This window comes from Halolactibacillus sp. JCM 19043 (assembly GCF_001310395.1).
In the GTDB taxonomy this organism is placed as follows: domain Bacteria; phylum Bacillota; class Bacilli; order Bacillales; family Amphibacillaceae; genus Halolactibacillus; species Halolactibacillus miurensis.
In genome coordinates this window covers 1-14,016 of the sequence record NZ_BAXD01000048.1, presented here as the reverse complement: position 1 = coordinate 14,016, position 14,016 = coordinate 1, and the positions used below count along the sequence as shown (strand labels likewise).

At 39.4% G+C, this 14,016-nt stretch carries 14 protein-coding genes and 1 pseudogene; 13 read left to right on the top strand and 2 right to left on the bottom strand.

What is annotated here, in order from left to right:
* Positions 1-343 precede the first annotated feature (343 nt).
* From yycF to JCM19043_RS14675, 7 genes are all read left to right on the top strand, one after another.
* A complete protein-coding gene (yycF, locus tag JCM19043_RS14705) occupies positions 344-1,042 on the top strand; it encodes a response regulator YycF (RefSeq protein WP_062323672.1) in 699 nt (232 codons plus the stop codon).
* Between the two features lie 4 nt (positions 1,043-1,046).
* Complete coding sequence (walK, locus tag JCM19043_RS14700) at positions 1,047-2,876, top strand: cell wall metabolism sensor histidine kinase WalK (protein WP_062323670.1); 1,830 nt, start codon at positions 1,047-1,049, stop codon at positions 2,874-2,876.
* Positions 2,876-4,078, top strand: coding sequence for a YycH family regulatory protein (locus JCM19043_RS14695; RefSeq protein ID WP_062323669.1), 1,203 nt, complete (start codon positions 2,876-2,878; stop codon positions 4,076-4,078). The genes walK and JCM19043_RS14695 overlap by 1 nt, the downstream gene beginning before the upstream one ends.
* Positions 4,079-4,210: 132 nt before the next feature.
* Entirely contained in the window at positions 4,211-5,167 is a 957-nt protein-coding gene (locus JCM19043_RS14690; RefSeq protein WP_062323667.1) for a two-component system regulatory protein YycI, read from the top strand.
* The gene (locus JCM19043_RS14685; protein WP_062323665.1) at positions 5,164-5,964 is read left to right on the top strand and encodes an MBL fold metallo-hydrolase; all 801 of its coding nucleotides are present in this window, start codon (positions 5,164-5,166) and stop codon (positions 5,962-5,964) included. Before JCM19043_RS14690 ends, JCM19043_RS14685 begins: the two co-directional genes overlap by 4 nt.
* A 14-nt stretch (positions 5,965-5,978) precedes the next feature.
* Positions 5,979-7,172, top strand: a complete 1,194-nt coding sequence (locus tag JCM19043_RS14680; RefSeq protein ID WP_062323663.1) for a S1C family serine protease — start codon at positions 5,979-5,981, stop codon at positions 7,170-7,172.
* Positions 7,173-7,615: 443 nt separating this feature from the next.
* Positions 7,616-7,882, top strand: a complete 267-nt coding sequence (locus tag JCM19043_RS14675) for a hypothetical protein (RefSeq protein WP_062323662.1) — start codon at positions 7,616-7,618, stop codon at positions 7,880-7,882.
* A 90-nt stretch (positions 7,883-7,972) separates the two neighbouring features.
* Here JCM19043_RS14675 and mgrA read toward each other — a convergent pair whose 3' ends face one another.
* Positions 7,973-8,968: an L-glyceraldehyde 3-phosphate reductase gene (gene mgrA, locus JCM19043_RS14670; protein WP_062323660.1), complete on the bottom strand. Its 996-nt coding sequence runs from the start codon at positions 8,966-8,968 to the stop codon at positions 7,973-7,975.
* Positions 8,969-9,115: 147 nt separating this feature from the next.
* Positions 9,116-9,475, bottom strand: coding sequence for a Lin0512 family protein (locus tag JCM19043_RS14665; RefSeq protein ID WP_062323658.1), 360 nt, complete (start codon positions 9,473-9,475; stop codon positions 9,116-9,118).
* A 364-nt stretch (positions 9,476-9,839) separates the two neighbouring features.
* Between JCM19043_RS14665 and JCM19043_RS14660 the strand changes: the two genes are divergently transcribed.
* The 6 genes and pseudogenes from JCM19043_RS14660 to JCM19043_RS14635 all read left to right on the top strand — a co-directional run.
* Entirely contained in the window at positions 9,840-11,069 is a 1,230-nt protein-coding gene (locus JCM19043_RS14660; RefSeq protein ID WP_062323656.1) for a Zn-dependent hydrolase, read from the top strand.
* A 92-nt stretch (positions 11,070-11,161) separates the two neighbouring features.
* Positions 11,162-11,641, top strand: coding sequence for a 23S rRNA (pseudouridine(1915)-N(3))-methyltransferase RlmH (gene rlmH / locus JCM19043_RS14655; RefSeq protein ID WP_062323653.1), 480 nt, complete (start codon positions 11,162-11,164; stop codon positions 11,639-11,641).
* A 277-nt stretch (positions 11,642-11,918) separates the two neighbouring features.
* Positions 11,919-12,635 (top strand): helix-turn-helix domain-containing protein, encoded by a 717-nt coding sequence (locus JCM19043_RS14650; RefSeq protein WP_062323652.1) that lies wholly within the window; start codon positions 11,919-11,921, stop codon positions 12,633-12,635.
* 69 nt (positions 12,636-12,704) lie between these two features.
* Positions 12,705-13,322, top strand: a complete 618-nt coding sequence (locus JCM19043_RS14645; RefSeq protein ID WP_156321439.1) for a hypothetical protein — start codon at positions 12,705-12,707, stop codon at positions 13,320-13,322.
* Between the two features lie 132 nt (positions 13,323-13,454).
* Positions 13,455-13,622, top strand: a complete 168-nt coding sequence (locus tag JCM19043_RS14640; RefSeq protein WP_082394587.1) for an ATP-binding protein — start codon at positions 13,455-13,457, stop codon at positions 13,620-13,622.
* Between the two features lie 199 nt (positions 13,623-13,821).
* Positions 13,822-14,016: pseudogene (locus JCM19043_RS14635) on the top strand (IS200/IS605 family accessory protein TnpB-related protein); the annotation flags it as partial.

Below are 14,016 nucleotides of genomic sequence, written 5' to 3'. Positions count from 1 at the left end.
TTAGTCTAGTTATTTTAAGATATGTAAGGGTCAGAAACGTTTAAGTTTTTGGTCCTTTTTTACTTTTTCGTACCAGTTTCATTGTAAATCAGAATAACTTAGATCACTGTTTTTTCAGGTTTACTACCTTTGATTTTATAGCGCTTCTACTAATTTTTAGGCGTTTCTTCAGCCGTAGTATCGTGTCTACAAAAGATTATGAAATCATTTGTGTACCTAATCATATAGCTTTTTTTAAGTCTGGAGACGCACAGTACCCGGTTTTTAAAACGGTTTAGTTTTTAATTTAGCGTGAAGTGAGGTAAAATGGTAGTAGCTGTGAATAATCGAAGGAGGATCACGTATGGCTTATAAAATATTAGTAGTAGATGATGAAAAACCAATCGCAGATATATTAAAATTCAACTTAGAAAAAGAAGGGTATGAGGTCGTGTGTGCACACGATGGCGATGAAGCGATCGCAAAAACACAAGCAGAAAACCCTGACCTTATTCTTTTAGATATTATGTTACCGAATAAAGATGGTAATGAAGTGTGCCGTGAGGTACGTAAAACGCACAATATGCCGATCATTATGTTGACGGCTAAGGATTCAGAAATCGATAAAGTTCTTGGGTTAGAACTAGGGGCAGATGACTATGTCACCAAACCATTTAGTAACCGAGAAGTGATTGCTCGTGTGAAAGCAAATCTACGTCGGCAACAACAACCGGTAGAAAGTCAGCAATCGAATGATATTGAAGTGGGACAACTCGTCATTCACCCCGATCTCTATAGTGTGACAAAGTCAGGCAAACAAGTAGATCTTACCCACCGTGAGTTTGAGCTGTTGCATTATTTATCACGTCATATCGGTCAAGTGATGACACGTGAACACTTACTAGAAACGGTATGGGGTTATGACTATTACGGAGATGTACGTACAGTAGACGTGACCGTAAGACGGTTACGAGAAAAAATTGAAGATACACCGAGTCACCCGATTTGGTTAATCACAAGACGCGGGGTCGGCTATTATTTAAGAAATCCTGAACAGGAGTAATGCTATGAAGAAAGTCAGTTTCTTTCAATCGATCCGCTGGAAAATTATCGCTATTATGATTTTACTGTTACTACTAGCGATCCAGGTCATCGGTGCCTATTTTGCTCAGCGACTAGAGACCGATTTAAAGCAAAGTTTTGAAGATTCGATTGAAGATCGTTTAGAAGTACTTAATTACAATGTTCGGGAAGCTTTTACGAAAGACCGGACAGAAACAGAAGATGGTTTGACTCTAGAACAAGAAATCGCAAGTGTATTAGCTTTTTATGGCCGTGATGATGACTACTCACGTCTTCAAGTCGTTGATCGTCAATTTCGAATTGTGGGAACAAACACCGAGGCGACCGATGTTGGTAAGCTAGTCTCTGGTGAAAGTCGGGTGCGCTCAGTGATTATGTCTGGAACCCCAATTCGCTCGATTGAACGTAATTCTCAAACAGGTGAACGTCATCTCGTACACATTATTCCAATTACGAGTAACGAAGAAGAATCACTTGGTGCGATTTACTTAGAAGCGTCGATGGAAGATGTCTATAGTCAACTACAAAGTATTAATCGGATTTTCTTAAATGGGACGTTAATTGCGATCGGTATCAGTGCTCTTGTTGGTATCCTCGTCGCTCAAGCTATTACCAAACCGATTACTGAAATGCGCGAACAAGCAAAAATTATGGCTGAAGGGGACTTCTCGCAAAAAGTAAACGTGTATGGTGTCGATGAGATTGGTCAACTAGCCGATACGTTTAATGAAATGAAAGAACGGATTAAAGTCGCTAACTTAATTACTGAAGAAGAAAGGCGAAAACTTAGTTCTATTCTATCCAATATGTCAGACGGTGTTATTGCTACCAATGAACAAGGTGAGATTACGTTAATGAATGAGCCAGCGATGGTGCTCTTAGGTCAAACGTTGGAACAATTAAAAGGCCAATCATTATTTGAAGTATTAAATATCGATGAATCAACGGTGGATATATTAGAAATGCAAGACTCTGGGTCCATTACGATTGATATGAGCGATGATGAACAGTTCTTTTTACTAAAAGCCAACTTCACGTTTGTATTAGATGAGTATGAGCGTTTTAGCGGGTTAATCACAGTAATAAGTGATGTGACTGAGGAAGAGAAAGTCGAAAAAGAACGTCGTGAGTTTGTCTCAAACGTTTCTCATGAGTTAAGAACGCCACTCACCACGATGCGCAGTTACTTAGAAGCATTAACTGACGGAGCATGGGAAAACAAAGACATTGCCCCACAGTTTTTAGAAGTCACCCAAAATGAAACAGAGCGGATGATACGCTTAGTGAATGATTTGCTCCAGTTATCTAAAATGGACCATAAAGAAATGGATATGTTGAAAGAGCGAGTCAATGTCATTCCGTTTTTCCATCATGTGCTCGACCGTTTTGAAATGAATAAGGATGAAACAGTCCGCATCGATCGAACGATTCCTAAAGATAGTATATTCTTATGGATGGATAAAGATAAAATTATTCAAGTCATTGATAATATTATGTCGAACGCCTTAAAGTATTCACCACCAGAAGGTGTGATTCGCTTTAAAGTGACAAAAGAAAGAAACCGAATCAAAGTGATGATTCAAGACCAAGGACCAGGGATTCCTCCTGATAAACTTGATAAAATCTTTGATCGTTTTTATCGTGCTGACCGGGCACGGTCACGTCAACTCGGTGGGACGGGACTCGGTCTTGCGATCGCAAGAGAGATTATTCAAAATCATCACGGGCAAATTTGGGCAGATTCGGAAGAAGGTAAAGGAACAAAAGTCTTCTTTACTTTGCCATTAATCGCACGAAAACGAGGGGTGTCATAATGCCTATCGAACATATTAAATCGTTTATCTTAATATTGCTGATCACGTCAAGTTTAGTCCTGACTTTTGCACTTTGGAGTGATCAACCTAATTATCAGATGCAGACAGAACAAGAAGACTTAATCGATGCTGAATTAGATGGTGGCGTTCGTCTTACACGTCCAGAAGTCATTAAACCGGTCGAGATGATTCGTCACGATGAACGACTAGATGAACCTGTTGGGTTAAAGTCAACAGAACGAATGACACGCTTTAATGAAGCGCTGGCGAATCTATCATTATATAATTTTTCTAAAATTACGATGAATGAGCTGTGGTATAAAGACGAACGTAATCGTTTTGAAATTGTTTATCAAACCGCCTTACCTAGTGGCGTCATTATGGACTTATTTAATGTGGATGCAGAGACCTATATACCGACAGGTGATTTTAATCGGATTGTCTTCTTAGAAGGCCATGATTTGTATCAAATCCTATTTGTGAACGATGCGGATGATGAAGTGATTGTGGCGAATGCGCAAAACTACACGCAAAATCTCGCGCTCTTTACGCAAGTATTTAACGCCGAAGAATCACCCAATCGTTACCTCACTTTCGAAGGCACGAGAGGATCACTGATTTATTTGCCAGAGACAGTCACAAAACAAACAAAATTGTTTGCTTATACAGAACTAAATCAAGAGGATTTTATTAATCTCTTGTTTAGTAAACCATCGATTGTACGCAGTGCTTATACGTATGGTGGAGATACGAACTATATCGACGGCACCAGAGAGATGATTGTTGATGGACGGGGGATCGAATTTACTGATCCAACGAACGAACCGCTCGATCAATCCGAACGCCTATCAAGTAATCAATTGTTTGAAGAAGTTCAAAGTTTTATTAATACACATTTAGGATTTACGTTTAAAGAGCCGTTTGGCTATCAATTAAGTGGGATTAATCAAACAGCAGCGACTAACGAAGTGACGTACACCTTAACGTATCAAGAGACCCCCATTTTCTATGACCGGGATCTCACCGAAATTATGGTGCGTTGGCACAATGATAGTATTTATCAATATTATCATCCGCTCATTATGATGTTAGACCAACGTGGGATTGGTCAAGATACGACGAATATTCCAAATGCTGAAGAAGTGATAGAGATTTTAAATGGTCCAAACTATCAAGCACCGCCATTTATGACGTCGTATTAGGTTACCGACTGACAGAACAGTCAGACAGTCAGGGGCAAGTTTATGCGCTCACACCAACATGGTATGTCAAAGGTGTGTATGGCTACAGTCCACTCGTTCTTCCATTAGAAGAGACAAAAGGAGGGATGGCGCATGCAATGGGGTCAAATTAAATCGTTATTTATTATTTGTTTCCTTGTGCTCAATGTGTTTCTTGCGAAACAACTACTTGACCGAGGAGAAGAAACACTCTCAGCGTTACCGGAAGCGTCAAAAGAAGAAGAGCTAGAATTAAATATTTCAGGGCTTGAACAATTAGATCAAGAAAAGCATCAAGCCCCCTTACTGTATACCAATAGTTATAATTTCAATGAAGTAGAAAATATTGCAGCAGAACTGACGAATCAAGAGGTAGTCGTTGCGAATGATACGACCCTTTATGCCCGGATGAACGCACCTGTTCAGCTCCCACTTGACGACGATGAAGCCCTAACAACCGCACTCGCACAACATGTGTATCTAGGTGGTCGCTTTAATCAGTATCGCTACTTAGAAGAAGCAGGACTAGTCGTTTTCTTCCAGCGGATTAACTATCCGATCTTTTATAACACACAAGCGGTCCTATTTGTTAAAGTCAATGAGGCTGGTGAAATGACGCATTATATGATGCGTGCGCTGGATATTGTTGAAGAAGAACAAGAAGATAGTGAACAAACACTGATCACGGAGTATGACGCAGTCTACCGGTTATACCACAATTCTAATATGTTAAAGACAGGTGATGAAGTCACAGGCGTTAAACTTGGTTACCATAACCTTGTCTCACTTCCAAATGGAGAACAGTTACTTAATCCAACGTGGCAAGTCAGTGTGAATGATGCCGTTGATTATTTCATTAATGCGATTGAAGGACACGATTATCCGCAATATACAAACTTTATTACCGAAACACTCGATGACTTTGTCGAGCTGTTAAACCCAGCCTCATCACGCAAGTATACGTATTACACATTAGATGAGGACCGGGCAGAAGAAGACACGTTGTTGTCTTCGATTAGACAGCCGTTTGTCACATCTTATCATCAATTAACTGAGGTGGAATCTGAATGACTTTAAGCTTTTCTGTACTTGCCTCAGGTAGCTCAGGCAATGCATTTTATATTGGCACAGACAACGAACGCATTTTGGTCGATGCGGGTTTAAGTGGAAAAAAACTCGACCAACTCTTTCAATCGATTGATGTCGATCCAAAATCTTTGTCACGTATACTCGTGACCCATGAACATAGCGATCATATCAAAGGGCTTGGTATTTTTGCCCGGAAACATCAGCTGCCGATTTATGCGAATGAAAAAACATGGCAGGCGATGGATGGTAAGCTCGGCAAACTGCCAGTTGATCAAAAGTTTACTTTTGATATGGAGACAGTCCAATGTTTTAACGGCATTGATGTTGAATCATTTGCCGTTTCACACGATGCGGCTGACCCGATGTTTTACACGTTCCATCATAACGGTAAGAAAGTCTCGCTCGTGACCGATCTCGGTTACGTATCTGAACGGATTAAAAAAACAGTGGAAGCATCCGATGCGCTCATTTTTGAAGCAAATCACGATATTTCGATGTTACAAATGGGACGTTACCCATGGAGTGTGAAACGCCGTATTTTAGGTGACTATGGCCACGTCTCGAATGAAGACGCCGCTATTGCTTTAGAAGATATTATTTCAGATACCACGAAGCGTATCTACTTAGCCCACTTAAGTAAAGATAACAATATGAAAGACTTAGCGCGTATGGCCGTAGAACAACACTTAACTGAAAAAGATTTTCCGATTAATCACGGCCTCAAAATCTTTGATACCGATCCAAATGAACCAACAGCACTCTATCACTTAAACGATTAAAGGATGTGTGAAAGATGGTCTACTATGATGATGGGACACGTAAAAAATATTACCGCTATAAACGACGTGAACGAAAGTGGTTAGCTGTTTTAATCGCGTTTATCTTAGGTGCTTTTCTGTTTGCGGTCGTGTTAACGTATATCGCAAGCACAGGAATATTACCTTACACAATCGTGGATAAGGAAGATTTAAGACAGAACACACCGATTCAACAAATCCGTACGGAACAAATCACAGATTTAACGGACATGATTGAACACGCGACACCGACGGTCGTCGGTATTGAAAATGTTGGTGAGAACTTTTTAGGCCTCTTTCCCCAACAATCAGGCGGAACAGGATCGGGTGTCATCTATCGACTGTCGAGTGACAAGGCTTATATCGTGACAAACCATCATGTCGTAGAAGGCGCAACTGAAGTACGCGTCGTTCTTTCTACTGGTGAGCGATTAGACGCACACATCCTTGGCACGGACCCTTATACAGACCTTGCGGTCGTTGAAGTTGAGAAAGGACCGATTGAGAAGGCCATTACTTTTGGTGACTCTGACCTCACGAAAGTTGGGGAAGATGTGATTGCGATAGGCAATCCTCTCGGCCTTGACTTATCTGGTTCAGTCACAAAAGGGATCATTAGTGGAAAAGAGCGAATGATTCCGATAGACTTAACGGGCAACAACCAAGCCGACTGGCAAGTCGAAGTGATGCAGACAGATGCCGCCATTAATCCAGGGAATAGTGGGGGCGCATTGTTAAACACTCAAGGAGATCTCATTGGCATTAACTCGATGAAAATTGCTGAATCAAGTGTCGAGGGCATTGGCTTTACGATTCCAATTAACGAAGCGATTCCGATCATTGAAGAGTTAGAATCAACCGGTCAAGTGAGACGAGCTTTTTTAGGGATTGAAGCCTACAGCTTAATGGAAGTGCCAAGAGACCGCTGGCAAGAGACGTTAAACTTACCTGAAGACGTGGAATCAGGCGTCGTACTCAATGCGGTTGTCCCAGGTTCACCAGCAGATGATGCTGGCTTACAAGCGCTTGATGTGATTGTTAAACTAGATGAAACACCAGTAGAGAACATGATTGATTTAAGAAAATATTTGTATCAAGAAAAAGTACCAGGTGAAACGATTCTGGTGACGTATTATCGCAATCAGACCATTCAAACGACAGAATTCGAGTTATCCACACAATCCGAATAAAGAGATGAGGATAAACCCGCTTGTTTACCTAAACTTTAGGTAAAAGAAGCGGGTTTTTGTGTATAAACAAAAAAGTTATTCACAGGGTGTGGATAGAATTGTGAGTAACTCGCTAGATATAGTTGAGAACAGAGATTCGAACACTAAATAAATGAACCGGTCGTAAATATTGTGTAAATAAATCTGATAATTCGGGGGAAAAACTGTGGGTTTCCTGTTGAAAAGCGGTGAATAATGAAAAAACGCGCATTCTGGGGATAGTTTTGTGGATAACTATTGGTCATAGAAAAAAATTATACATAGCGGTGACTTTTCCACATGATAGTCGTTCTTTGCTTAAGCGTCATAGTTCAGCATCCTGTGTAAAAAACGAACAATGGCATAAGGCGTTACTTTATGTATATAATGTTGTTAACAAGTGGAAAGTTAAGGAGGATGAATCTATGAAAAATAACGTTGAAAAAGCGGCGCTTATATTATTAGTTAGTCTGACAGTGGTTGGTTTTGTATTAATCTTTACCTCAGGACAGATTGGTGAGATGTTTGGCAATATTGCCTTGGATCAAAATGGTGGTGGAATGGCTACGATCGATTATGAGCGGGTGTATGCGACAACGACGACAAATGTCAGAACGGTAGGTAGTATTCTCGCATTAGTCGGGGGATTCGGATTACTTCTTAGTGGCTATACGTATTATCAGAGATTATAACCGTCTTAATTTAAAAAGAAACAAATAGAATCATCCTCCTAGCTAAACCAAATGAGCCAGAAGGATGATTCTTTGAAATATGCAAATACCTTAGTTATCTTTTAAAATCTCATTAATTTTTGCGAGTTCATCACTAGAGAAGTGTAAGTTATCCAGTGTTTTCACGTTCTCTTCAATTTGACTCACTTTACTTGCGCCGATTAGAGCACTTGAGACTGTCTCGTCACGTAGGACCCAAGCAAGGGCCATTTGAGCGAGAGATTGATCACGTAAACGTGCCAGTTCATTCAGTTCAATCACTTTGTTAATGACGTCTTCTTTAATATCTTTTTCATTTAAGAATGGGATATGGGCTTTGCTTGCGCGGGAATCTTTTGGCACACCTTTTAAGTACTTACTTGTGAGTAAGCCTTGAGCAAGTGGGACAAACGCAATCGCACCAGCGCCGTTTGATTTTAATACATCAAGTAGTGATTCTTCGACCCAGCGGTTTAACATTGAGTAAGACGCTTGGTGAATAATAAACGGTGTCTTTTGTTCTTTTAAAATTTTGACTGCTTGTTTCGTTTGTTCGGCATCATAGTTTGAAATCCCAACATAGAGCGCTTTTCCTTGTTTCACGATTAAGTCGAGTGCTTGCATCGTTTCTTCAAGAGGTGTGTCTGGGTCTGGACGGTGGTGATAGAAAATATCGACGTAATCTAAGTCCATTCGTTTAAGTGATTGATCAAGACTTGAAACAAGATATTTCTTTGATCCCCAGTCACCATAAGGACCGTCCCACATATGAAAACCGGCTTTAGATGAAATCACCAGTTCATCACGGAATCCGGCAAAATCTTTCTTTAAAATTCTACCGAAGTTTTCTTCCGCTGAACCAGCGGGAGGACCATAGTTATTGGCGAGATCAAAATGAGTAATTCCTAAATCAAAAGCACGGGTTAACATGGCCCGCTGGTTTTCGAATGAATCTGGTTCACCAAAGTTATTCCATAACCCTAATGAGATAGCTGGTAGTTTTAAACCGGAATTACCAACCCGGTTATACGTCATGTTGTCGTAACGTTTGTCACTTGGTTTGTACATATAAATAGCCTCCTAATATAATAAGAAAATGGTAAACTAAAAGAGAAAATAACTAAGAAACATAAAAATACTAAAGCAATCACGGAAAAAAGAGTCACAAATCAAAATGATGACGCTTACTTTAAGTGTGGAAGAAAAGCAAGCTAATTAATAGCCCACTTGTACGGCCGCATTGACGATATACATGAGATCATTTTTGTCTTGTTGTTCCTCGAGATAAATCCCACTCGTTGTTTGAAGTCCACCTGGGACAACGTCAACGGTAACAGTACCATAAGGAATCTCGGCTTTAATTTTGTCGATATCTACTTCACTTGTGTCTGTTGGGACACCTAAGACGACATTGACTTTCATGTTATGTAGCGATTGTTCAGGTAAGAAGTCTTTAATCCCTGGCATTGAGTTATAATGAATCGCATTCACAACCGCACGGACCGCTGCCTTGGTCACGTCTTGGCCATGCGTATCAATACCAACACCCGTCTCAACAAAAATCATTTTTTCCATCTCTACATCCTCCTCATCAACTTGATTGTTCCAGCTTTTATACCTAGTGTTAGTTTATCACAAATAAAAAAAGATAAACATGAAACGCCTGCGGTCATGGTGTAGATAGATACGACTGCTGCCGTATTCATCTATCATTCCTGCGTTAACATAAAAGATGATAAAATCAAAATCGAATGAAGTGTACTTAGATTTAAATATTTCCCGGGAAATAGCATAAATTATTGACAAAAATCGCTTAAATTCAAGAAACGCCTCCGTGATTTACGTTATAATGGAAATAGACAACCAAAAGCGGCAAAGAGGCACACATAAAGAATGAACTTAAATAGAGACTATTTACCAACAAAGGATGTGACACGTTATGCTTTCTTTAGAACGAATGATGAAAGATCTTAATCAACTAGCTACTTTTACGAGTCAAAGCTCAGGCATTACCCGGTTAAGTTTCACAAAAGAAGAACGAGAGGCCAAAGATTATTTAATTAAACAAGCCCAAGCGCATCAATTAGGCACACGAGAAGATGCGATTGGTAATCTCTTTATCCAGTATCCGAGTGAAAATACCGAAGCGAAAACCTTACTGATTGGTTCACATATAGACTCGGTCGTAAATGGCGGGGAATATGACGGGACACTTGGTGTTGTCGTTGGACTAGAACTTTTACGCCATGCGAGTGAGACCCATTTAACCTTACCGTTTCACTTAGAAGTCGTGAGCTTTACTGATGAGGAAGGCGCCCGCTTTAAAACCGGTATGATAGGTAGCCGTGCTTTTGCGGGGACGTTTCATGAGGGCGAGTTAGCGTATGTTGATGATCAGTCAATCTCACTTGATGAAGTAAGAACAGCAGCAACAAATCAGCCACTTGACTTAACTGAGATAAAAGCTGATGTCGATAAGCTATTAGGTTATTTAGAAGTTCATATTGAACAAGGGAAAGTACTGGAACAATTAGACTTACCTGTTGGGATAGTCAGTGGGATTGTCGGTTTGAATTGGTATGACATTGAGATAACCGGTGAAGCAGGACATGCGGGAGCGACACCGATGCACGACCGGAAAGATCCTGTCATTGCCCAGTCAGCCTTTATATTAGCGCTACATAACGAAGTAAAGAACAACAGTCAGGCCGTTGTGACCTTCGGTCAAATCCATGTTGAACCCGGAAGCATTAATGTCATTCCAAATAAAGTAACATTCTCGATCGACTTACGTGATATTGAACAATCAGAGCTTGATCGACTCGATCAGCATATCCACGAACTAGCTAAAAACGTTGAAGCGGATTTCGGTGTCACTATCAACGTTAAAAAGTTAGATGAAGCAAAACCTGTGAAGATGTCAGAGGCGATGATGAGCCATCTAGAAACGGAGATTAAGGGCAATGATTATCCCGTCCACATACTTCCAAGTGGTGCTGGTCATGATGCGATGCATCTGGCAGAAATCACACCAACCGGTATGCTTTTCCTCCGGACACCGAACGGTGTCAGTCATCGCCCGGATGAAACAGTCATACCAGAAGATGTGTTAGTCGCAGCGGATGTTTTGCTAGATACAATCTTGGTGTTAAGAAACAAACACGAATAATTCAGGCACAAGAAAAAGAATAACACCACAAGAAAAAACTAATAAATATAAACAATGATCAAATGACAACTTAAAACCTAAGAGGTGACAGTATGCAGATTAGTGTAATCAGTGTAGGAAAGTTAAAAGAAAAATATTTAAAGCAAGGTATCGATGAATATAAAAAACGGTTAGGGGCTTATTGTACGCTTAACTTAATTGAAGTACCCGATGAAAAAGCACCAGAAAAGTTAAGTGATGCAGAAATGGAAGAGATCAAGAATAAAGAAGGCGAACGCATCTTACAGAAGATTAATCAAGATACGTACGTCATTACGTTAGAAATTAAAGGCAAGCAATTGACCTCAGAACAACTTGCCAAAGAAATGGATCAGTTAGCGATCCACGGTAAGAGCAAGATAGCGTTTGTGATCGGTGGTTCACTTGGACTGAGTAAAGATGTGATGCAGCGTAGTAACTTCGCCTTGTCGTTTTCAAAGATGACGTTACCACATCAGTTGATGCGGCTTGTGTTGCTTGAACAGGTGTACCGAGCATTCCGTATCAACAGAAATGAGCCATATCATAAATAATTTAGTGGATTCATTCAGTAACAGGTCAACACACTTATTCGTGATTAATCTATCCTTTGCTGTATTGCAACAGTGAGTTGCGCTTTTGTAAACCACGAACGGTGGCACAATATAGCCTGTTTTTCTATGATATACATAGAGATGAGCAAAACCTGAAATGCGTTGTAAAAACCAACAGACTATGTAACGGGTATCGTTCACTTTAGTTCTGTAACGAACTTTATAAAAACAGAGTTTTGCTCATAGCTATATAAACATAGGGGAGGAGGTGATGAGGATGACTTTTGGTGAAAAAATTCATCGGTTAAGAAAATTGAATGGATTATCCCAGGAACAATTGGCTGCTAAGTTAAACGTATCAAGACAAGCAATCTCAAAATGGGAGATGGGTGCCATTCCGGACATTGATAATGTCATCAAGATAAGTACATTTTTTGATTGTTCATTGGATTACCTGATGAACAATGATGTTGATGAAATGAACTTTAATAACATAAATAAAAAAGGTGTTCCTATTCAAAAGCATAAAATAATTTTTAGTACAAGTTGGATACTTAAAATTCTCGCAGCTTTGTCTATGTTTGCTTTATTAGTTATGTGGATGATCTCTATGATTGTAGAATTTCCAATAACAAGACAGGATATCACATCAGGTAATTTTTACACGGGATTTTCTGGATTCGTTGAGCATTATCACTTAACAGGATTTGTGTATAGTTGCATTGTGATATGGCTAGTAAGTATATCTGCCCTTGCGGTATGGCAATTATATATTCGTCCTAGCAAAGAAGGAATCAAAACAGGAAAAAGTTTTTTGTGCTACTACCTTATCCGCTTTGTGATGATTATAGCCGGAACAACTTTCTTTATTTATGGATTTTTGAATCCATGGAAGTTCTACTGGACGATACAATCCGGTTTCTTTGTAGGAGTCTATTTTGCTGCGATAGTAGCCCTCACCATTGCTGTTAATTATTATGATGTCAAAGAATGAATACGAAAATGAGTATTAATAAATACTAAGGAGAATTCGAATGAAAAAAACATTTTATTGTTAATAATTGTGTTAATTATATCTAATATTATGCCTATGTCTGCATTTGCTGCTGAGGATATGACAAAAGAAACTGGTATTGTCGTTTCAAATGATGATCGAAATCAGGTGATCACAATTACAGGAGAAGAAAACATAAAAGTTTATCAGGCATCTTTAGGAGAAACATACAATCCCAACTTGATTGCTGTTAAAAGAACTATCAACAATACTTACTCAAATAGAGAGACTGATATTACCCTGTTCTTTATATTCAGAGAATACTATGTTAAAAACAAAAGAGTTACTACTAGCACTGACTTTAGTGAAGTATTAAGAAAATACAATCGTCCCGCTGGTAAAGTTAAGATTAGTCAAGGCGTCAGTATTACTACATCATATAATGCCGAGGCAGGAATTTCGGCAAAACTACTTGAGTCAAAGTTGGGATTTTCAGTATCCTCAACAGATACATTCCAAATTGAATGGGAGGGAACATATTCGTATCCAGTAACATTAAAAGTGTACCCCATTTATCAAAATATAACCGGAGAAATTTGGGATGAGGATATTAAATATGATGACTTTGTTGGAAAGTTCACAGTTAAGAGAGCTTTAGGAGATGATGTAAGAGTATATAGACAATAATGGAATAAATCTATATGTCTAGAGTACAGAATACCGCTTAAAAAAAAGTGGCGTTCTGTGCTAATAATTGTTTTAAGAGAATCATTGTTAAATGCATTTGGTCATAGAGATTACAGGATACTAGGTACAAATATGCTCAAGCAGTATAAAGATAAACTAATTCTAACTAATCCTGGCCAATTTATTGGTGGCATTACGGAAAAGAATATTCTTCATCATCCACCAGTAGCAAGAAATGACCATTTAATGGATTTATGCTTTAGGGCGAGAAGACACCTTCCTCAAGTGCGTCAGCACTAGGTGGGTGATGAATCGTTTGTTTTGAATATTTTTGAAGTGACAAACATATATTCTGCGTGGTATAATTAAAGCATTAACAATGATCGTCACAAAACAAAGAGAGGGTGGGTATCATGGGCATGAAGGCCATTTTTTCAAATCGCTTATATAAGCATAAGCTCGACCCTGATTTTGTTACGTCCATGGATCACACCTCCGGGTGTTTAATCAAGCTAAACATTTTCGCTATCAAGCGGAGGTCCGTGAGCTTAGGGGCTCGAAAGAGAAAAGTTCCGTCTCCATCCATCAACGGTTAAAGCAACGTTACGACTTAAATGATTATTATGCGAACAGTGCTGTTCAACAAGGACGCGCGCTTCTATCCGCGCAAAAAGAATTAAAGACAATGTATATA

Coding starts and splice junctions, on each gene's coding strand:
- rlmH (WP_062323653.1), top strand. CDS start 11,162: ATGCAGATTAGTGTAATCAGTGTAGGAAAGTTAAAAGAAAAATATTTA.
- JCM19043_RS14675 (WP_062323662.1), top strand. CDS start 7,616: ATGAAAAATAACGTTGAAAAAGCGGCGCTTATATTATTAGTTAGTCTG.
- walK (WP_062323670.1), top strand. CDS start 1,047: ATGAAGAAAGTCAGTTTCTTTCAATCGATCCGCTGGAAAATTATCGCT.
- JCM19043_RS14680 (WP_062323663.1), top strand. CDS start 5,979: ATGGTCTACTATGATGATGGGACACGTAAAAAATATTACCGCTATAAA.
- JCM19043_RS14640 (WP_082394587.1), top strand. CDS start 13,455: ATGCTCAAGCAGTATAAAGATAAACTAATTCTAACTAATCCTGGCCAA.
- JCM19043_RS14690 (WP_062323667.1), top strand. CDS start 4,211: ATGCAATGGGGTCAAATTAAATCGTTATTTATTATTTGTTTCCTTGTG.
- JCM19043_RS14650 (WP_062323652.1), top strand. CDS start 11,919: ATGACTTTTGGTGAAAAAATTCATCGGTTAAGAAAATTGAATGGATTA.
- JCM19043_RS14660 (WP_062323656.1), top strand. CDS start 9,840: ATGCTTTCTTTAGAACGAATGATGAAAGATCTTAATCAACTAGCTACT.
- JCM19043_RS14685 (WP_062323665.1), top strand. CDS start 5,164: ATGACTTTAAGCTTTTCTGTACTTGCCTCAGGTAGCTCAGGCAATGCA.
- yycF (WP_062323672.1), top strand. CDS start 344: ATGGCTTATAAAATATTAGTAGTAGATGATGAAAAACCAATCGCAGAT.
- mgrA (WP_062323660.1), bottom strand. CDS start 8,968: ATGTACAAACCAAGTGACAAACGTTACGACAACATGACGTATAACCGG.
- JCM19043_RS14665 (WP_062323658.1), bottom strand. CDS start 9,475: ATGGAAAAAATGATTTTTGTTGAGACGGGTGTTGGTATTGATACGCAT.
- JCM19043_RS14695 (WP_062323669.1), top strand. CDS start 2,876: ATGCCTATCGAACATATTAAATCGTTTATCTTAATATTGCTGATCACG.